This is a genomic window from Campylobacter sp. RM12654 (assembly GCF_020137585.1).
Lineage (GTDB): Bacteria > Campylobacterota > Campylobacteria > Campylobacterales > Campylobacteraceae > Campylobacter_E.
Genome location: NZ_JACGAR010000005.1, coordinates 50,340 through 70,210, shown reverse-complemented (window position 1 = coordinate 70,210; position 19,871 = coordinate 50,340). Strand labels below are relative to the sequence as shown.

At 27.2% G+C, this 19,871-nt stretch carries 18 protein-coding genes and 1 tRNA gene; 4 read left to right on the top strand and 15 right to left on the bottom strand.

Going from position 1 to position 19,871, the window contains the following annotated elements; all coding sequences use genetic code 11:
• Positions 1-720: 720 nt before the first annotated feature.
• The 10 genes from AVBRAN12654_RS02900 to mraY all read right to left on the bottom strand — a co-directional run bounded on the left by AVBRAN12654_RS02900 (position 721) and on the right by mraY (position 9,768).
• Positions 721-1,323 carry a hydrogenase-4 component G gene (locus tag AVBRAN12654_RS02900; RefSeq protein ID WP_214117343.1) on the bottom strand — a complete coding sequence of 201 codons (603 nt, stop codon included), beginning with the start codon at positions 1,321-1,323 and terminating at the stop codon, positions 721-723.
• Positions 1,324-1,400: 77 nt separating this feature from the next.
• Entirely contained in the window at positions 1,401-2,567 is a 1,167-nt protein-coding gene (locus AVBRAN12654_RS02895) for an amidohydrolase (RefSeq protein WP_336613890.1), read from the bottom strand.
• Positions 2,567-3,331, bottom strand: a complete 765-nt coding sequence (locus tag AVBRAN12654_RS02890; RefSeq protein ID WP_214120204.1) for a pseudouridine synthase — start codon at positions 3,329-3,331, stop codon at positions 2,567-2,569. Before AVBRAN12654_RS02890 ends, AVBRAN12654_RS02895 begins: the two co-directional genes overlap by 1 nt.
• Positions 3,331-4,254 (bottom strand): KpsF/GutQ family sugar-phosphate isomerase, encoded by a 924-nt coding sequence (locus AVBRAN12654_RS02885; protein WP_214117346.1) that lies wholly within the window; start codon positions 4,252-4,254, stop codon positions 3,331-3,333. The genes AVBRAN12654_RS02890 and AVBRAN12654_RS02885 overlap by 1 nt, the downstream gene beginning before the upstream one ends.
• Before the next feature lie 9 nt (positions 4,255-4,263).
• On the bottom strand, positions 4,264-6,168 hold the full coding sequence (locus tag AVBRAN12654_RS02880; protein ID WP_239802988.1) for a ribonuclease J: 1,905 nt from the start codon (positions 6,166-6,168) through the stop codon (positions 4,264-4,266).
• Entirely contained in the window at positions 6,158-6,925 is a 768-nt protein-coding gene (rsmA, locus tag AVBRAN12654_RS02875) for a 16S rRNA (adenine(1518)-N(6)/adenine(1519)-N(6))-dimethyltransferase RsmA (protein ID WP_214117348.1), read from the bottom strand. Before rsmA ends, AVBRAN12654_RS02880 begins: the two co-directional genes overlap by 11 nt.
• 103 nt (positions 6,926-7,028) lie before the next feature.
• Positions 7,029-7,104 (bottom strand) — tRNA-Phe (locus tag AVBRAN12654_RS02870).
• 45 nt (positions 7,105-7,149) lie between these two features.
• Positions 7,150-7,536 carry a hypothetical protein gene (locus AVBRAN12654_RS02865; protein ID WP_336613889.1) on the bottom strand — a complete coding sequence of 129 codons (387 nt, stop codon included), beginning with the start codon at positions 7,534-7,536 and terminating at the stop codon, positions 7,150-7,152.
• Positions 7,529-8,716, bottom strand: a complete 1,188-nt coding sequence (gene murD / locus AVBRAN12654_RS02860) for a UDP-N-acetylmuramoyl-L-alanine--D-glutamate ligase (protein WP_214120201.1) — start codon at positions 8,714-8,716, stop codon at positions 7,529-7,531. Before murD ends, AVBRAN12654_RS02865 begins: the two co-directional genes overlap by 8 nt.
• Positions 8,717-8,721: 5 nt before the next feature.
• A complete protein-coding gene (mraY, locus tag AVBRAN12654_RS02855) occupies positions 8,722-9,768 on the bottom strand; it encodes a phospho-N-acetylmuramoyl-pentapeptide-transferase (RefSeq protein WP_214117351.1) in 1,047 nt (348 codons plus the stop codon).
• A 97-nt stretch (positions 9,769-9,865) separates the two neighbouring features.
• Here mraY and thiD point away from each other — a divergent pair, with 97 nt between their 5' ends.
• Positions 9,866-10,648 (top strand): bifunctional hydroxymethylpyrimidine kinase/phosphomethylpyrimidine kinase, encoded by a 783-nt coding sequence (gene thiD / locus AVBRAN12654_RS02850; RefSeq protein WP_214117352.1) that lies wholly within the window; start codon positions 9,866-9,868, stop codon positions 10,646-10,648.
• 23 nt (positions 10,649-10,671) lie between these two features.
• Here the strand turns inward: thiD and AVBRAN12654_RS02845 are convergent, their stop codons facing one another.
• Complete coding sequence (locus tag AVBRAN12654_RS02845) at positions 10,672-13,095, bottom strand: hypothetical protein (RefSeq protein WP_336613888.1); 2,424 nt, start codon at positions 13,093-13,095, stop codon at positions 10,672-10,674.
• A 170-nt stretch (positions 13,096-13,265) separates the two neighbouring features.
• Here AVBRAN12654_RS02845 and AVBRAN12654_RS02840 point away from each other — a divergent pair, with 170 nt between their 5' ends.
• From AVBRAN12654_RS02840 to AVBRAN12654_RS02830, 3 genes are read left to right on the top strand one after another with little or no spacing between them, the layout of a single operon-like run.
• Positions 13,266-13,523, top strand: a complete 258-nt coding sequence (locus AVBRAN12654_RS02840) for a heavy-metal-associated domain-containing protein (RefSeq protein WP_214117354.1) — start codon at positions 13,266-13,268, stop codon at positions 13,521-13,523.
• The gene (locus AVBRAN12654_RS02835; protein WP_214117355.1) at positions 13,520-13,759 is read left to right on the top strand and encodes a hypothetical protein; all 240 of its coding nucleotides are present in this window, start codon (positions 13,520-13,522) and stop codon (positions 13,757-13,759) included. Before AVBRAN12654_RS02840 ends, AVBRAN12654_RS02835 begins: the two co-directional genes overlap by 4 nt.
• The gene (locus AVBRAN12654_RS02830) at positions 13,737-16,091 is read left to right on the top strand and encodes a TonB-dependent receptor plug domain-containing protein (RefSeq protein ID WP_336613887.1); all 2,355 of its coding nucleotides are present in this window, start codon (positions 13,737-13,739) and stop codon (positions 16,089-16,091) included. Before AVBRAN12654_RS02835 ends, AVBRAN12654_RS02830 begins: the two co-directional genes overlap by 23 nt.
• A gap of 24 nt (positions 16,092-16,115) precedes the next feature.
• On the opposite strand, the gene AVBRAN12654_RS02825 is transcribed toward AVBRAN12654_RS02830, so the two are convergent.
• Genes AVBRAN12654_RS02825 through AVBRAN12654_RS02810 form a run of 4 tightly spaced genes read right to left on the bottom strand, consistent with a single transcriptional unit; the run spans position 16,116 to position 19,685 of the window.
• A complete protein-coding gene (locus tag AVBRAN12654_RS02825) occupies positions 16,116-16,811 on the bottom strand; it encodes a TonB family protein (protein ID WP_239802993.1) in 696 nt (231 codons plus the stop codon).
• Entirely contained in the window at positions 16,780-17,154 is a 375-nt protein-coding gene (gene exbD / locus AVBRAN12654_RS02820; RefSeq protein ID WP_442862271.1) for a TonB system transport protein ExbD, read from the bottom strand. Before exbD ends, AVBRAN12654_RS02825 begins: the two co-directional genes overlap by 32 nt.
• The gene (gene exbB, locus AVBRAN12654_RS02815) at positions 17,141-17,569 is read right to left on the bottom strand and encodes a TonB-system energizer ExbB (RefSeq protein WP_239802994.1); all 429 of its coding nucleotides are present in this window, start codon (positions 17,567-17,569) and stop codon (positions 17,141-17,143) included. The genes exbD and exbB overlap by 14 nt, the downstream gene beginning before the upstream one ends.
• A 52-nt stretch (positions 17,570-17,621) precedes the next feature.
• Positions 17,622-19,685 (bottom strand): TonB-dependent receptor domain-containing protein, encoded by a 2,064-nt coding sequence (locus AVBRAN12654_RS02810; RefSeq protein ID WP_336608398.1) that lies wholly within the window; start codon positions 19,683-19,685, stop codon positions 17,622-17,624.
• Positions 19,686-19,871: the final 186 nt, after the last annotated feature.

The following is a 19,871-nucleotide window of genomic DNA, read 5'->3' as shown; positions in this document are numbered from 1 at the left end:
ATCCTTTAAATAAAATAATAGTAATTTTATTTAAAGTTGTTTTAAAATAGTATTAATTATTGAGCTATATAAAGAATAATTTTTATTTTTACAATATTAATGAATATATAGCGATAAACCTGAAAGCATTGCTATAGTTTTTAACACAATAATACTTTTATAATATGCAAGTATTGATAACATAAAAATATGTAATAGAGTAGAACATTTTTTATTTTTTATGTAATAGAGTAGAACATTTTTTATCTACTATATTACATATTATTGTTGGATACAAAGAGTTTTATGTAATACATTGATGGTTTAAAGAAAAGTTTATTATATATTATGAATAACCAAAATTTTAAAGATTATGGAATTTATTTATAAAAATTATATAAATGAATTTAATAGCATAGAGCCTAGTATTAAAGAATTACTTAAGAGAGAAAAATTATAAAATGTTTAATCAATACATAGCAAAATCTTATAAAAATAAATTATTTTCATAATATATATTTTAATTATTTTACTTTGTAATTAATGTTTTATGATGTATAAATTATAAGTGCAAAATATAATGATTTTACTTTATTATAAAAGCTAAAATTAATTGATTAAATTATCTAATTAGTATGAAAATTTTTTATTTTAAATTGTCTTAATATAAGAATATTTGTTTTTAAGAATTTGAAATTATTTTTATTTATAAATATTAAATGCCTAAAAATAGGCATTTAATTAAGCTTTTATATCTACTACATTGCCGCCTAATTCAGCTATTTTATCATCTATAGCTTTTACAGCGCGTTCAATTGTAGCATTCGCAATATCAGCATATCCTTTGCTAAAACCACCTAAAGTCTTATCGGCGTCTTTAAAACCACGCATAATTCCTTCACGACCTGCTTTTAGCTTTTCAATATCATCTCCAGCACCAGCTAGAACAAAACCAGCTATTCTATCGCCAGTTTGCTTACTACCCCAATAGCCATCTTCGCTAATTAATTCTTTAGCTTTTGCAGGAGTTAAGTTTTGTAAATTCTCAAAACCATCACCTAATTTACCTAAAGTTCCAAGAAAAGTATTAAGTTGCATTTCATTTTTTGAAAAACTAAATATGCTTCCTTGAGTATTAAATTGAGAAAAGCTAATTTGCATACTTTGTGCTATATAAGCATTTGTAATATCCTTACCACTAATACTGCTTAAATCCCTATCTCCTAAGTCAATGCCTATATTTTTTAAATTATCTTTTATAGCATTTCTTGCATCATCTTGAGTTTTTACACTTTTTGGTAAGCCACTCGTAAAACCTGAATTACTAACAGAACCTACATTCATAATCTTCTCCTTTTAAATATAGTCTTTTTTATATCGGCTAAATAATAAATTTATTTAATTTTTTAATAAAAATAAATTTATTTTAAATAATTTAATACTAAATTTGCAAAATACTTACTAGCTAGTAGCAATACTTCATCGTTGAAATTATATTCTGGATGATGAAGATTTGCACTATCTCCGTTATTTATAAAAGCATATGTTCCTTTAACCTCATCTAAAAATGCAGAAAAGTCTTCACTACCCATTAAATGCGGGTGTTCAAACTCGCATTCATCTTCACCAAAACTCTCAATCGCAGCAAGTCTTGCTAACTCGTGTGCTTCATCGTTATTGATAGTAGCTTTTATATTTTCAGCTCTTTTTACTATAGCTTTTATATTAAAAGCATTTGCTAAGTTTGTTGCTAATTCTTTAATTCTTGTATCAATAAATTCAAGCTCTTGATTGCTAAGACCTCTTACATTTATCATAACACTAGCTTCATTTGGGATTATATTAAATGCTTTTGTAGTCCCTGCTAGAAAGCCTGTAACATTTACAATGCTATCTTTTAATTCTAAAGATTTAAAAGTATATAAAGCATTTACAAAATTATTTGCAACGCTTATTGGGTCTTTGCATAAATGTGGAGCCGATGCGTGTCCGCCTAAGCCTATAAAATCTACTTTATAAGCACTTACACCTGCCATCATTACGCCTTTTTTCATAAAGAATTTCTTATTTTCATAGCCTTTCATCTGTGAAATTGGCATATTATGAATTCCATAAATATAATCAACCTTAAAGCGTTCTAAAACTCCATCTTTTATCATTCTCATAGCACCGCTTAGCATTTCATTATCACAACATTCTTCAGCAGGTTGAAAAAATAAATTAAGAGTTCCATTAAAATTAGCACTTGCTAAATACTTAGCAGCCATTAATAATCCTGCCGTATGCCCATCGTGTCCGCAAGCGTGCATACAGCCATTCTTACTAGCATAATCAAGTCCTGTGCATTCTTCTATACTAAGTGCATCCATATCAGCTCTAAGACCTATGCTTTTAGTAGAATTTCCTTTCTTTAATACTCCTACAACACCCGTTTTTCCTATGCCTTCATAAACTTCATAACCAAATTCTTTTAGTTTATTTGCAACTAATTTTGCGGTATTAAACTCATTAAATCCTAGCTCTGGATTTGCGTGTATGATATGTCTTAAATCTTTAAATTCCTGATACAAATTCTCTAAATCTTTCATTAATAATACACCTTATTTTCTTTTAAAAAGCTTCTTAAATCTTCGTATTCGCTATTGGTTAAAAATCTATATTTTTTAGGCTTTAATACACCCAAATCAACCCTACCAAAAGCAACCCTTTTAAGTTCCACTACTTCTAAATCAAATTCAGCAAAAAAGCGTCTTAATTCTCTATTTTTGCCTTCATCAATAATAACTCTTAGTTTTGTATATCCACCACTACTTCCAAAAATCTCATATTCTAAAAAAGGCTTTAGACTAAGATTTGTGATTTTGCTTTTTGGGTGTGCTCCTTTTAAGCTATTTACAATCTCAAGTCCATTTTCCATAGCATTGATTACATCTTTACTTATAGTGCCTTTAATTTTTAAGTAATATTCACGCTCTAAGTTACTTTGCATTAAAAAATCAGCTATTACAGGACTATCTACTAATAAAAGTATGCCCGTTGATGAAAAATCTAATCTTCCAACAGGATTAAAATGTCTAAAATCTCTTGGCAAATTATCATATATCAAGGCTCTTCCACGCTCATCTTTATGGCTTACTAATTCGCCTTTATCTTTATGATATACGATGACGCTAAATTCACTTTTTTTATAAATTCTTTTACCTTTTACAAAGACCTTATCATCAATTCCAACTTCACTCCAGTCTTCTAAGCAAACTTTGTTATTAATCTTTACTAAGCCTTCTTTTATTAGTTTATCAGCTTCTTTTCTTGAATACTTGCTATTGTGTGCTATAAATTTATTAAGTCTCATCACTCATCCAATAATTGTAATAATCCTATTATTTTTTCATTCTCAAGAACTACTAAAATTGATATTTTGTTTTCTTTCATATAAGAAAACGCCTTATGTGCTAAAACTGATTTTTCTATGGTTTTAGGATTTTTACTAGCATATTCTAAGGCTAATTGCTCTAAAGAAAAATCATCCTTAGCCATAGCTCTTCTTAAATCCCCATCACTTAAAAATCCAACTAATTTTTCATTATCAACTAATAAAGCACAACCAAAACTTGCCTTACTCATACAAATAATAGCGTCTTTTAAACTAGCATTTTTGCTTATTATCGGTAGATTGTTTTTATGCATTAAATCACTAACTTTTACATAATACTTTTTACCTAATGCTCCACCTGGATGATTTATACCAAAATCACTAACACTAAAATCTTTTAAATTAATAACACAAGCTAAAAGCGCATCAGCTAAAGCTAGAGTTAGAGTAGTTGAGCTAGTAGGTGCTGGTAGATTTGTGATTGCTTCATTGCAATTTGTAGCAATATTGAAACTACAAGCATTTGCTAATGGAGAATTGCTTTGAGAAATGCTAATTAAAGTAGCGTTTCTATCATTTAAAAATGGTAATATTTTTAACACTTCTTCGCTTTTACCACTAAAAGAAATTAAAATCACCACATCATCTTTACAAATATTTCCTAAATCTCCGTGCATTAACTCACTAGCATGAATAAAAAATGACCTTACCCCACAACTAGCAAACGAAGCTGCAATTTTGCGTCCAACGATACCACTTTTACCAACTCCAACAATGATTAAATTCCCTTTGCATTCACTAATTATCTTAGCAACTTCACAAAAACTCTCATCTAAAGAATTTGACGCTTCTTCTAAAGCGAAGGCTTCTCGCTTTAGAATGTTTTTTGCAATTTCTAGCATATTTTATCCTTAATGAATATTTAATAATAAATACGGATATTTTTTATATTTTTTGAAAAAATACTTCTTAAGTGCATTTCTTAGTGCTGGTTCAAATGCCTTTTTATCCTTTAATAAAGTATCTTTTGCATCAGCTATAAATAATTTAATATAATTGCTAACATCAGTTGCAAAATCTTGAGCTAGTTTATTTGATACTAAACCAAAATTGATTATATGTGCGTGATTTAGTGTCCTTGCACCCATATTAATATGAAGATTAAGCTGCACTATTCCATGCTCTGCAAGATTTTTTCTAGTATTTAATAAATCATCATGCACTTCTCTATCTACTTGATTATCTATATAAGTTTTACCTGTTTTAACGGTTTTTAATCTTCTTAATTTATTCCAGCTAATCTCCATTTGATCGCCGTTATTTAATAAATATATATTTTTTTCATTCACACCACAAGCAATTGCACTAGCTTTGTGCTTACTAATATGAGAATACTCTCCATGCACAGGCAAGAAATATTTAGGTTTTACAAGTCTTAAGATTAGCTTTTGCTCTTCACTTGCTGCATGACCGCTTACATGAATTTCGCTAAATTCTTGATAAGCAACACTTGCTCCATGACGCATTAATAAATCAATTACACCTGATACACTTGCTTCATTACCAGGAATTGCTTTAGCGCTTATAATTACTTGATCATTAGGCTTAATTTTTACATGTTTGTGTTCGCTTGTAGCCATTCTATATAATGCACTCATACTCTCACCTTGTGAGCCTGTAGTTACTATTAATATCTCTTCATCAGGATATTTATCAAGCTCATCAGCACTTATAAAAATCTTTTTATCAAATTTTAAATATCCAAGCTCAATTGCTGTAAATAGATTTCTTTCCATAGAACGACCTATAATACAAACTTTTCTATTATATACAAGTGCGTGTGTGATTGCTTGATGGATTCTGTGAATGTTTGAGCTAAATGTGCTCATAATCACACGACCTTTGCATCTTGAATAAATCAAATCAAAAGTCCCACCAACGGTGCTTTCACTCTTAGTTACACCTTCGCGGTAACTATTAGTACTATCGCTAAATAAACATAAAACACCTTTTTCGCCATAATAAGCTAAACGATGTAAATCACTAGCATAACCATCTATTGGAGTATGGTCAATCTTAAAATCTCCCGTATGAATAATAGTTCCAGCAGGAGTATTTATAGCTAATGCACAGCTATCTATAATACTATGAGTTATATGCATAAACTCAACTTTAAAAGAGCCAATTTCATAAATTTGTCTTTTTGTAATTGGTCTAAATAATTTGCATTTATCTTTAAGCCCGTGTTCGCTAAATTTATTTGAAATCATTCCAAGTGGAAGCGGCGTAGCATAAATCGGAAAATCAAATTCTTTATAAAAATAAGGCATTGCTCCAATATGATCTTCGTGAGCGTGAGTGATAAGAACAGCTTTTACTTTATCTTTTATCTTTCTAATATAAGAAAAATCAGGAACTACAATATCAACACCTAAAGTATCAGCATCAGGAAAGCTCATTCCAACATCAATGATAATAGCTTCATCTTCATACTCAATTACGCTCATATTTCCACCAATAGCACCAAGTCCGCCTAATGGAGTAAATTTAACACTTGCATTACCTTTGTAATTTATCCAAGGATATAGCCTTTTTTCTTGAGCTTTTTCGTTTTCTTTCATTGATTCAGCTAAGGCTTTTTGCCAATCTAAATCACCTTTTAAAGAAGCTGGTAAGATTTTTTTCTTACGCTTTTTTTTCTTTTTAGCTTTTTTATCGTCAATTTCTTCTTCTAATTCTTCTAAAAGTTCATCTTCGTTTTCAGCGTTTTCATAACTTCTTGCTACTTTTGTTTTTTCTAAATCTTCAATATTCATTTTCATCCTTTAGTAATTTAAAAAGTTCTAAGAATGATTTAACAGATATTTCATGAGCTCTTTTGTTTTCATCAATTTCTAGCTTATCTAATGCTTGTTTTACCTTTGTTTTATTTGAAAATGAACTAAGCATTTTTTTTCTTGGTTGATTAAAGGCTATCTTGATAAAAGAATTAAAAGCTTTTAAATCTTTTTTATCCAACAAACTAGGCTTTTTAATAAGCTTAATTACACTAGAATTTACTTTTGGCATAGGAGTGAATGCACTAGGTGGCACTTCACAAACATTAACTTTATCACAAAGTAAATCCGTAATAACACTTAAAGCACAATAATCAATACCAAAAAATCTATCTGCTAATTCTTTTTGAATCATCACAAGCATACCTATGCAGTTATCATCAAATAAAGCATTTATAATAATTTGCGAACTAATATAATACGGCAAATTAGCACATATAAAATAAGGCTCATCGCTAATTTTTACATTCATAACATCAGCATTTATTAGCGTAAAATCTCCACTTAAAATCTCTTTATTAAAACGCTCGTTTAAAATAGGAATTAAACTATCATCTATTTCAAAACTTGTTAATTTAAAACCGCTTTTAAGTATTGGAGCAGTTAAATCACCTAAGCCAGGCCCAATTTCAATTAATTTTGCTTTTAAATCTTTGGGTATCGCTTGGATGATCTGCTGTTTTACTAACTCATCTTTTAAAAAATTTTGTCCGAATTTCTTTTTTGCCTTAATCATTTGGGGAGTATATGAAAAAATATTTAATGTATAGAAAAATTATTTTGAAATTCCTATTTCAAATTCTCAAACAAAAAAATAATAAAAAGTGGGAAATTTAAAATGGTGGTTAGAGGCAGAATCGAACTGCCGACACGCAGATTTTCAGTCTGCTGCTCTACCGACTGAGCTATCCAACCACCGAAGTAAAGCCGTTATTATATATGATAATTCTTAAATTATGCTTAAATTTTTTCTAATGCGAAAATTTGTTGTTTTAAAAACGAATAATTAAGTATTGAAAGTATAAAAACTACAATACTAGCAATACTTAAAAATGAAATTCCTATTTCAAATTCTTGAAAAAATAAAATTACTAATAAGCAAATCATTACTAAAAAACTAAGACTTATCGCTTTTATTTGTCTTTTTTTAGCCTTATCAAAATTATTTTCATTTTGATTTTTAAATAAAATCACTCTATCAATAGCAACTACAAAATAAGTATTTTCGCAATTTTTTAATTCATCTTGGATTATAAATTCTTTATTTTTATAAAGTAATTTATTATTTTTCACACTATACTCACTTGTAATTAAAGCACTTTTTGCAAGTCTTAAAAAGCTAAACATCTAAATCTTTCATATATTTTATAAACAAATCCCCACGCTCAGCATAAGAACTAAACTCATCTAAACTAGCACACGCAGGACTTAATAATGCTATTTCTTTAGTTGTTAAATCTTTATAAATCATACTTACAGCTTCTTTTAGATTGGTTCTAATTGGGTTTAATCCGTGCTTTTTAGCAATATCGCTAAAATCGCTCTTACCTATTAAATAAAGCTTTATATTTTTATCTAATTTTGAGAAAAACTCATTTAAATCTTGACCTTTAGCATCTCCACCAGCAATTAAATGTAAAGGCTCTTTAAAACTATTAATAGCAGCAAGTGCAGCTGAAATATTAGTAGCCTTGCTATCATCAATCCAAATTCTATTTTTACTATCTTTAAAAATCTCAACTCTATGACGACCAATTTTAAACTTAGATATTTTTTCATATTCAATTTTGCCACTAATAATCTTACAAGCAGCCAACGCTAAACACGCATCTAATAAAAACGGCTCATTGTAATTTAATCTAACTAAATCAATATCAAAAAGTTTAGCTAAATCACTAGAATTCTCATAAAAATATTTAATACAATTTGCACTCTTTAAATACTCTTCATATTTTTTAGGCACAATAATACTTGCTGTTTTATTCATTCTAAAAATTAAATCAAGTTTTGCTTTTTCATAATTATTAAAGCTTCCATGCCAAGAAATATGATCATCACAAATAGGTAATAATACATAAAGCTCAGGTCTTGCAACCTTAGTATAATGAAGGGCAAAAGAGCTCATCTCAAGGACAACTAAAGGTGCTTTAAGATTCATTAATGCAATTGGTTTTCCTATATTTGCTCCTGCTTCAATATTAAGCAAATAAGAAATCATTTCCGTTGTAGTAGTCTTACCATTAGTCCCACTAACCCAAATACTAAGCCCTAAAGCTTCGTTATAAAAATCAATCTCACTTGTTAAATTCTTAGCACTTTTACATAAAATATGATTAGGTGCAATTCCAGGACTAACTACTTCTATGCTACTTTTATCAGGATTAAAATAGCTTGTAGGTAAAAGCTTATTACCAAATTCATCTTCACTACAAACGCTAAATTTATCATCATATATATACCATTCACCCTTTTTATAAGTGCTTGTAATTGCCTTAGCAACATTTCCATATCCAAACATTGATAACATAAAACTCACCTTAATTTAATAGTAATTAACGCTAAAACATTGCAAATAAATGCAATTAGCCAAAATCTAACTATGATTTTATTTTCACTCCAACCAATTTGCTCAAAATGATGATGAATTGGAGCCATTTTGAAAATCCTTTTATGAAATATTTTAAAACTTCCAACTTGTAAAATAACGCTAATAGTCTCAAGAACAAAAACAAAACCTATTAAAATTAATAAAATCTCATTTTTTGAAATTATCGCTAAATATCCAACAATAGCTCCTAATGTAAGAGAACCGCTATCTCCCATAAATACTTGTGCTGGATGGCAGTTATACCATAAAAATCCTAGTAAAGCACCAATTAATGCAAGTGCAATCACAACACATTCTTCACTCCCACTTACTCTAGGTAACAATAAATAATTAGCATAAACAGCATTTGAGCTAAGATATAAAAACACTGATAATGTAAATAGTGAAAACACACTAGGCACACAAGCAAGCCCATCAAGTCCATCAGTTAGATTAATAGCATTTGAGCTAGAAATTAACACCAATACCCAAAATAATAAAGCAAAATACTTCATATCAATTATAGGATATTTATAAAATGGGACAAAAAGTTCTGTGCTAAAATTCCCATATATCATAATAGGTAATATTGTTATTAAAGATGCAATTAACATTAAAATCATTTTAGAGCGTGGTTTTAACCCAGCCTTATTTGCCTTTTTTAATACCTTGCCTAAATCATCAATTATTCCAATAGCACCAAAACAAACAATACACAAAATCGCACTAAAACTATAAACATTAAATGTAGTAAAAACAAGACTAGATAATAAAGCAGCACAAATAAAAACAACCCCACCCATTGTAGGAGTATTAGATTTTTTTTGATGATTTAGTGGTGCATCACTTAAAATTGGCTGATTAGCCCCTACACTCTTTGCCCAAGAAATAAAAAGTGGCATAATAATTAATGTAATAATAAACGATAATAAAAACGCTAAAAAAGCCCTAACGCTAATGTAAGAAAATAAGTTTATATCAAGGTTAAACATTTTTGTTCCTAATAAATTTATAAAAAAGGCAAATATTATAATAAAATTATAAATTTTTAGAGTATTATTTCTCTTTTAACCAATATAAGGAGTTTATATGTTAAATCCAGTTCTAACAATTGCAGGAAGTGATTGCAGTGGTGGTAGCGGACTTGAAGCTGATTTAAAAACCTTTACTATGCATAAAACTTTTGGAATGGCAGTAGTTTTAGGAGTATATGCTGTAAATACTCAAGGAGTTTATGGTGCTTGTGTTATGAATGAAGATATTGTATCGGCTCAATTTGATGCAGTATTTAAAGATATTCCACCAAAAGCACTAAAAACAGGATTAATGGGGGATGCTAATTTAATAAGATTAACTATTGAAAAATTTAAAGAATATAAACCTAAAAATATAGTAATTGACCCTGTTATGTTTGCTAAAAGTGGTTTTAGATTAATAGGAGATGAAGATTTTAAGCTTTATGTAAATGAGTTTATCAAATTCGCTGATATTTTAACGCCTAACAAATTAGAAGCCGAACTTTTATGTGGATTTGAGATTAATTCTAAAGAAAAACTAAAAGATGCTGCTAAAAAATTAATAGACTTAGGTGCTAAAAGCGTGATTGCTAAAGGTGGAAAATATTTTGATTTAGCGATAGATTATTTTTATGATGGAAAAGACTTTTACGAGCTTTACGGCAAACCTTTAAATACCACAAACGATCACGGAGCAGGATGCACTTTAAGTGCTTCTATAGCTGCTAATTTAGCTAATGGACTTTCTAAACTACAAGCTGTAAAAGATGCTAAATTATATACACAAAATGCAATGGAATTTGCTCCAAACTTAGGAAGTGGCAGAGGCCCATTAAATCATATGTTTAATTTATAAAAAGGCAAAATATATAATTTTGCCTAAAACTTATATCCAAAACCAATCTTAAAAAAATAAGAATTAAATTCTTTAAAAAACTGCTTACTTAAATCAATATCCAAACTTAAACTATCATTTAATAAATACTTAGTTTGTATTCCAAGCTCAAAACTATTAAGATTTTTGAAATATAGATTTTCTTTAGAATATCCATCACTTATAATAAGCAATTTATCCTTGCTTAAGCTTTTAAAATAATTACTATTTAGCGAAAATGCAAAATCATTGTTAAGGTATTCTAAAGCAAAACCTAATTTTAAAAAGCAATTATTTTGCCTTTTAAATAAAGCTTTTATATATTCATTTTTATATTTTGTCTTTGGTAAGTATTCAAAAACAAAAGCAATATTTGGCTTATATACAAAATAATTTTCATAACTTAATCCAAATTCTACTTTTGAATTAACGCTAAAATAATCTTTATTTATAATCCCTAAATCATCAAGATTTATCGCAACTTCGTGCTCATTGTATTTAAAATCAGTATTTATATAAAAATTATCAAAATTAAAATTAGCATAAAATCCGCCACCATAGATTTTATGATTTTTGCTTTCATTATTTAAGCTATATAAAAATAATCCTAAATTATTATAAAAATAATTATATTCATTAGATTTATTTATTTTTATTAGATTTAGCCAATAATTTATATCATTTATATCCCCACTTAAATACTCATAATCTAAATAATCAAACCTTTTGCTATCAAAATTTAATCTTGAAATAGAATAATTTAATAAGTCTTCTTTATAGAATTTATTTTTTATATTATTAATTAGCTTTTTATCCACACCAATTTTTGCAATATCAGGATTTTTTGCTGTAATTTTATTTATTGCATTATTTTCTAAATTGTTTTTATATTTATCATCAAATAATTCATTAATATCGCTAATATTTAAAGAGTTAAAATCCCCTATCCCAAGCAAAAAAGCTCCATTTTGCTCTTTTTTTACTATTACTTCTTTATCAAAACCAAAAACACTAAAGCCTTTTATAGTATATACAGCAAAATCTTTACTTAAATCCTTACTACTCCTTGCTAAAAGTAAAGGAAAAAATCCTAAATTATTTTGATAATTTACAATTTTTATATCATTATTTACGCCTTTTATCTCTTCATCAACGACAATAGCCCCACTAAAACCATCATTAAAATAAAGAACAAAATTATTATTATTAGCTTCTAGTGTTTTAGCTCTAAAACCACCATAAATTGATGAAGAATTTAAAATCAAATTATCAAAAATCATATTTTTTGAATTAATTGTAGAATTATTGATTTTCGCATTTTTTACTTTTAATTCTTCATTAGCTAAATTACTATAAGCAATCTCAATATCCCCACCTAAAATATCAGCATTAATAGCAGATGCGTTAGCATAAAAATACGCATTATCGCTTTGAGTAATGGTATTATTAAAAGTAGATTTATAACTTGTAAAAAATCCACTATTATTTATCTTTTCAAAACTAGAATAAATACTATCTACATTTAAAGTATTTTCTAATTGATTTTTAAACTTAAAATTGCTTCCTACTAAATCGCCATTATTAATAACCCTATCATTAAAGGTAATATCATTTCCTATAACCCAGCCATTAATATCATTATCTAATTCTTTATTAAAAGTAGTAATATCACCTAAAATCATACCATCATTATAAGTATTTGCAAAAGTTAAATTCTCTCCAGAAATAGTGCTATTTTGATTATTTTTTAGATTGTTTTTAAATTCTAAAAAATCCCCATTGATAGTATCATTATTGATTACTTCGCCAATAAATTCTACATTATTTACATCCATAACAGCATTATTAATCACTTCATTAAAACTAGCTTTATTATCTATAAAAATATATGAATTATTTTCTAAAGTTGATTTAAATGATAAATTATTTCCAGATATAAGCCCATCAGTATCATTTAAAACATCTCCATTAAAAGTATTGTTATCTCCAAAAATCCAGCCTTCTTGAAAGTTAATAAAATCATAAAAAATATTATCATCTCCATAAATTAAGCCATAATTTTGCATATTAAAAAAATTATTATGATTAGCTTCTATCATTCCATCATATAGATTAAAAAACTCTTGATTTGTAGTAGTATTGGTGCTTAAGAAATATCCATTATTAACAAACATTTGAATATTATGAAATGAGCCTTCAAAAAATCCACCATTATACACCTCGTTAAAAGTAGAAAAATTACCACTTAAAGTAGCACCAAAATTATTATTAAAAACACCAGAAAATTGATTTTTATCACTATTTATGACGCCTTCATTATCTATATCTTCATTTGTAATTATCTGATTTGAAATCACTTCATTTTCATTGATAATTAAAGCATTTAAAAAAGTTAAACTAAATAAAAATAACAAATATTTTTTAAACAATATAAACCTTTATATAAAAATAATTTTTAATTATATTTAAAAATTAGCTAATATTAAAATATCAAAATAATATTTTAAATTCTAATTTAATTGTTTATATAATATTTATAATTATTTTCAATTATTCTTAAGAAATGATTTTTATAATTAATATTTTTTAAGGAGAATGTATGAAAAAATTATTATTTGTGTCAATTTTATCAAGTTTAGCTTTTGCTGATGTAAGTTATTTATTAAATGTAAAAAATATGGGTTGCAATGGTTGTGCTAAAAAAATAATAGAAGCGTCTAAAAGTATTGCTGAAGTTAAAGATTATAAGGCTGATTTTAATTCTAAAGATTTAGTTATTACTTTTGCTAAAGATGTAGATATTAAAGCAATAGTAGAAAAAATCAACGAAATCGGCTATAAAGCAGTGCAACAATGAAGGCATTTTTTATAATGCTTTTAGCACTTAATCTTAATGCAAATGTTTATTTTATAAAAGATATGGCTTGTGAAGTTTGTGTTGATTTTATTAGTTTTTGTGCTAGTAAAGTTAGCAAAAATTATAAAGTAGATTTAAATTCTAAAACTCTAAAAATAAGTGATAAAACTTATGATGAAAAATCACTTTTAAAATGTTTAGCAAAAGATGGCTATGAAGCAATTTTGCAAAAATAAAATTAAGCTAAGCATATTTTTAGCTACATATATTTATGCAAATACCTTAGATGAAATCAATATTAATGCAGTGCAAAATATTGATTATTTAGAATTTTCTAACACTATTTACAATAAAGCCTATCTTAATACTCAAATAAAACAAAATCACACTTTAGATGAACTTATCAAAAATCATACAAATATAAGAATTACTACTAAAGATAGCGATAATTCAAATTCTTTAAAGCCAGATGATTTTTCAATCAATGGTGCTAAAACCTATCAAAATCAAATGTTTATAGATGGAATAAACATAACAAGCACCATTCAACCAGCTATGTCAAAAACGCTATATAAAAATGTCTGGTATAACCCATCTCTTGGTTCATATTCGCTTAATATAGATAGCGAAATTATAGATAATTTAAGCATTTATGATAGTTTTGTAAGTGCTAGTTATGGTGGATTTTTAGGTGGAGTAATTGATGCAAAAATCAAAAGCCCATCAAAAAATCCAAGTGGTGGATTTAGTCTTGGATATAGCTTTCAAGATAATATTTTTATAGATGATAAAATAAGGCAAAAATATTCTAGTGGATATGGTTATCAAGATTTTAGTAATTATTATAAAAGATATTTCAGTGCTAATTTTAGCTCATATTTAAATGATACTTTTGGAATTTTATTTTTTGCAAGTAGTAATTATTCAAATACAAAAATAAAGCAAAAAGATATATACACAATAAATAAAATCAGCGATACAAATAACTTAATTTTGCTAAAAACTCAAAAAGATTATGATAACCATATTCTTAGCTCAACTTTTATTTATAATCCTTATTTAATAAATCAATTTCAAGAAGGCGTAATTGATTCTAATATGAAAGTAAATTATGGTGGATTTAGCCTAGCTTTTAATCTTGAAAGTGAATTAAAAAATATAAATCTTAATCAGCATTTATCATTTTTAAAATCAAATTCTTCAAGAATTTATGATAAAAAAGTTCAGTATCAATTCATCTTACCTTCAGGTATAAAGCAAAGTTATGGTGGGCTAGGAGATACCTTACAAACTGAAAAATCATATCAATATAAATTAGACGCTAAAACTAATGAATTTAAAAATAATGATTTAGAATATAGCTTTAATTTTGGTTTTGAACTTAGTAAAAATCAAGGCAAAATAAATAGAATTAATCCTTATACAAGATATGAAAAACCAATTGATATTCTAGCTTGTAAAGAAAATGATATTAGTTGCATAAATAATCAATATTTTTCATATTATGAAACACATTTTGCAAAAGCTAAAAAATCAATAAATAACTACGCTCAATTTATACAAAGCGATATTAAATATCATAATTTTAGATTTAGATTAGGTCTTAGAAATGATTATGATAGCCTTAGCAAAAGATTTAATATAGCCCCTAGAACAGGACTTGAGTATTATTTAAATGATAATCAATTTTTAGGATTTGGATTTAATAAATATTATGATAAAGGGCTTTTAGCTTATATTTTATATGATGATTATTTTAGTGGATATGAAGAGTATTCAAGAATTGATTATAATAGCCCTTGGATACAAGATACAAAATGGCAAAAAGATAGAGTTTTTATGGGATTAAAAAGCCCTTATGCTAATGAGTTTAGCCTATATTACAACGCAGAATTTAAATATTTTAAAATGTTATTAAAATACATTAAACGCAAAACTTATAATGAAATTTATTCAGCAAATCAAGAAGAATTAGGCTTAGAAAGTATAAAAGATACTGATAATAATTATAAAGTTTATTATAATGGCAAAAAAACAGCTAATGATATTGTAAGTCTTAATTTATCTAGCAATGAAATTAGTATATTTAATACTAAAAATTATTTTGATTTAAATCTTAGCTATCTACATAAAAAAGGTAGTGCGACTAATTATTTAAGCACAACTGGTAAAAACATAATCTATAATGGTAAAACTATAAAATCAAGCGAATTGCCATTTGTTTATGAGCCTTTTATAGCTAATTTTACTCATAATTTATTTTATGATAATTTTAACTTGATTAATGAAATCACTTATCATTCAGCGAAAAATGATTTATACTCACAATACGATAAGAATTTAAATATGCAAATATTTAGCGATACTAAACTTAAGTCATATTTGAATTGGAATTTAGGATTTGGCTATACTAAAAATATTAAAAATACTAAATTAAAAATAAGTTTTAATATCTTAAATATTTTAAATAGCAAAAATAAAATCAACGTATTTAATTGTAATAACGAATTATGTTATAAATACGCTAATTCAAGGCTATATACTTTTAATCTAAATTATAATTTTTAAATTAGTGCAATTAAGCACTAATTTTTAATGTAAGCTAAACTTAAGCGGCACACTAATATCTAAAACTCTTTCATAACGCTTAAATTTCGCTATCTCAACGCTTTTAATCCCTGCTTTATTTAGATTTTCATATTTTGATGGCTTAAGTATTTTTATATTTTTTGCCTTACCATAATCATAGGTAAATCCTACAACCACTACTCCTTGCTCACGCCTTTTTCTTGAACTCATAGGATAATTGCTCTTAGCAGTTTTATTTAAAACTGATTGAATATGAGAGATTAATTCATCTTGATTATTCCCACCTGCAGGAGTATTATTACTAATTGTAGTAGTTGGTTTAGCTTCATTTATCTTGCTTGCTAAAGGTTCGTTTTGAGATGTGATTGGCTCATCTTGAGTTTTTTTAATTTCTTTTACTTCTTGCTTTGGTTTTGGTTTTTTATGGTGCTTTTTTTTAGGTTTTAAAGCAAATTTTTCTTCTTTTATCTCTTCTTTGATTATTTCTTCTTTTATTTCTTTTACTTCTTCAATTATTTCTTCTTTAACAGCATTTTGGGGTATGCTAGGAGCATAAAAAAGCACCGCTAAAGCTTTATCATTTTTAATCTCACTTGTCTTTACATCAATTCTAAAAAAACACGCCAACAAAACCGCATGAACTAAAAAGGAGATGAAAAATGCGATTTTATTTTTCTGTTGCAATAGCAAAATTTTCATGCTTTAACTCTTTTAAAATATCCACTATTTTTACAAAATGTTTATAACTAGCGTTCTCATCAGAGCGTAAAATTACAATTTCATCTTTACTAATACTTGATAATTTTGCCTTTAATTCATCTACGCTAAGCAAACTCTCATTATAAAATATCTCGCCAGTTTCATTAATACTTATAAATACTTTTTGCTTATCATCAATGCTTACGCTATTTTCTGATTTTGGTAAGTTTATAGCGATTTTTTCTTCTGCTATAAAGGTGCTAACACTTAAAACAATGCAAAGTAAAACTAGCATAATATCAATAAATGGAACTAGATTTAAGCCTTCTTTATTTACTCTCATTATTTTCCTTAAATCTTGATAATACAACATCAACTTTTCTAATAAATGCGTTGTATATCATAAGAGTTGGGATTGCTACAACAAGTCCAAGTGCTGTTGCTTTTAGTGCTAGCGAAAGCCCTAGCATAATACTTTTTGCGTCCATAGTAGCTGCATTTGCCATATCATAAAATGTAATCATTATGCCTATTACCGTGCCAAGCAAACCTATATAAGGAGCGTTTTGATAAACGATGTAAAGACAGGTGAGATTTTTACTAAGTGCTATTTCTAATTCATCTTTACATTTATAATTTTTAATATCAATATTCTTAAAAAATATTAGCCTTTCAATACTAAATGCCAAAACTAAAAAGCTCATAAAAAATAATATCGCAAACACAAAATAATCTAAATATTCTTTTAAAAATTCCACATTTTCTCCTAATAATTGATATTCTAAAAAAGGCTAAAAAGCCTTTTTTAGTTTAGAATTTGTAACTAAAGCCTAGTTTTATATTTCTTCCTGCTTCATAGTCGTTTGCAGTCTCAACCCCAAATCTTCTTTGAGAATGTGAAACATAAGTTTTATCAAATAGATTGCCAACGCTTAAGTTTATTTCAAGATTTTGAGTAGGCATATAACTTGCATATATTTCGCTTACTCCATAACCTGCTTTTTTAGTTCCATCTTCTAAAGTCTTACCAGCAAAAGCTATTAGGTTATAACCAAATAATGTATCAATTGGACTAGCAAAATATTCAGCATTAAATGTATATTTATCCCCACTATCACTATATGCCATTACGCCACCAACTTTACTTTTGTCTTTATGTTTTGTTGTTTGATGAGTATAACTTGCACTAAATTTTAAATTCTCATAAGCATAAGAAGCATATAATTCAACCCCACGAACATTAGATTTACCCATATTCATACGATTGTAATTATTCTTAATTGTTTGTCCGTTTTGAGTAGTTGTTACGCTTACATTTTCTTTAATTAAATTCTTATAATCAGTATAAAAATATTTAGCTACAAAATTAACATTATGTTCATTAAAGTTATTTTTATACCCAAATCCAGCTTCATAAGCATCACCTGTTTCAGGCTCTAAATTCTCATCAATATAATTTGTATTAAATGTATTTTCGCTAAGTCTTAAAGCTTCAATCGGATCAGGTCCTCTAAATACTTTTGAATACCCAGCAAATAAATTAATGCCGTTTTCTGCCTTATAATCAAGTGCTAATGCAGGGCTAAAATTATTAAATCCTTGAGTTTTCTTGCCAAAATTATCTATAGTAAATCTATCAAATCTAACTCCAGGAATTATGCTAAATCCACCAATTTGAATAGTATCTTGTAAAAATACTGATAGGTTGTTTGCTACTTCTTTAGGATGATTGTTTGTAGGAGTTACAGAAATTGCTCCATTTGTTGCATCTTTTAAACTTGAATGATTTTTTCTAAAGCTTGTAGTTTGATACCACTCAAGTCCATAAAATACTTCTTGATTAAAGCTAGTATTTTCAAATCTTGATTTATTGTTTAAATAAGCACCTGTGGTTTTTACTCCATCATTTGATAAAAATGCTTTACCACCTGATTTTTTAAACTCTGCATAATTTGGAACTTCATCTTTTATAAGCCTATGCTCTGTATGATAAACTCTAAATTCGCTATCAATTAATTCATTTGGATTGTAATTGTAATTAAATGTATAGGTATCTCTTTGCATAATTTGAGGCAAAATAGGTTGAGCTCTTTCTCCTGCTTTTAGTGTGCCTGTATCAAATGCCACCGAGCCACCAAACTCACCTCTAAATGGAAAATCACCATCATATTCAGTATGCTCATAGCTAAGACCTGCTTTATGCTCATCTTTTTCATAATTTACTTTAAATAAATAGCTTAAATCATGACCCTTACCACCAATATCATTGCCATTTCCATCTTTTCCAAAGCCATAATTTTTATGATTGATATATGCTAAAAGACCAAAATTATTATCAGTTTTACCATAAGCCATTATGCTTTTTTGCCATTCTTTATTATTAGTTGAATAGCCTGTCTTAAACTTACCACCAAAACTCTCATCACCTTCTAATAAATCAAATGCACTTGCAGTCTTAAACGCAACCGAACCACCTAAAGCACCTGAGTTATTAGCAACACTTAAAACACCCACGCCAACATCAATAGCTTTTAATAAATCAACATCTAAAACTAAATCAGCCGAGTGATGAAAAATATTTCCACGTTGTCTTGCACCATCAATAGTAATATTAATACCCCTATCATTTACGCCACGCATATAAAGTTTTTGATTAAACTGATTTGTCCCTGCCACATAAACACCTGGAATATCACGCATAACATCTCTTATTGCACCTGCGTTTTTGTTTGAGATTTTTAGCGAATCAACATTAGAATATCCAATTGAACTAGCATTTACTTCAATAGTATCAAGATTAGCATTCTCATTAGCCAATAAGCCAACACCACCAAATAAGCATAAAGCCAAAGAAAGTTTTAAAGATTTTCTCAAAATATCTCCTTAATTGATAATAAAAATGATATTCTATAATATTTTTAGTTAATAACAAAAATAATTATCATAATATTTATAAGTTTTAAATAAATGATAGTTATATTGATAATAAATTTTATTTAAAATTCAAATTCATTGTAATATTGTTTAAGATTTTTAAAATAAAGAATTTAATTTAGCTTT

Coding starts and splice junctions, on each gene's coding strand:
- AVBRAN12654_RS02865 (WP_336613889.1), bottom strand. CDS start 7,536: ATGTTTAGCTTTTTAAGACTTGCAAAAAGTGCTTTAATTACAAGTGAG.
- AVBRAN12654_RS02900 (WP_214117343.1), bottom strand. CDS start 1,323: ATGAATGTAGGTTCTGTTAGTAATTCAGGTTTTACGAGTGGCTTACCA.
- murD (WP_214120201.1), bottom strand. CDS start 8,716: ATGTTATCAATGTTTGGATATGGAAATGTTGCTAAGGCAATTACAAGC.
- AVBRAN12654_RS02830 (WP_336613887.1), top strand. CDS start 13,737: ATGAAGCAATTTTGCAAAAATAAAATTAAGCTAAGCATATTTTTAGCT.
- thiD (WP_214117352.1), top strand. CDS start 9,866: ATGTTAAATCCAGTTCTAACAATTGCAGGAAGTGATTGCAGTGGTGGT.
- AVBRAN12654_RS02825 (WP_239802993.1), bottom strand. CDS start 16,811: ATGAAAATTTTGCTATTGCAACAGAAAAATAAAATCGCATTTTTCATC.
- AVBRAN12654_RS02895 (WP_336613890.1), bottom strand. CDS start 2,567: ATGAAAGATTTAGAGAATTTGTATCAGGAATTTAAAGATTTAAGACAT.
- AVBRAN12654_RS02835 (WP_214117355.1), top strand. CDS start 13,520: ATGAAGGCATTTTTTATAATGCTTTTAGCACTTAATCTTAATGCAAAT.
- AVBRAN12654_RS02880 (WP_239802988.1), bottom strand. CDS start 6,168: ATGAATATTGAAGATTTAGAAAAAACAAAAGTAGCAAGAAGTTATGAA.
- rsmA (WP_214117348.1), bottom strand. CDS start 6,925: ATGATTAAGGCAAAAAAGAAATTCGGACAAAATTTTTTAAAAGATGAG.
- exbD (WP_442862271.1), bottom strand. CDS start 17,154: ATGAGAGTAAATAAAGAAGGCTTAAATCTAGTTCCATTTATTGATATT.
- AVBRAN12654_RS02840 (WP_214117354.1), top strand. CDS start 13,266: ATGAAAAAATTATTATTTGTGTCAATTTTATCAAGTTTAGCTTTTGCT.
- mraY (WP_214117351.1), bottom strand. CDS start 9,768: ATGTTTAACCTTGATATAAACTTATTTTCTTACATTAGCGTTAGGGCT.
- AVBRAN12654_RS02885 (WP_214117346.1), bottom strand. CDS start 4,254: ATGCTAGAAATTGCAAAAAACATTCTAAAGCGAGAAGCCTTCGCTTTA.
- AVBRAN12654_RS02890 (WP_214120204.1), bottom strand. CDS start 3,331: ATGAGACTTAATAAATTTATAGCACACAATAGCAAGTATTCAAGAAAA.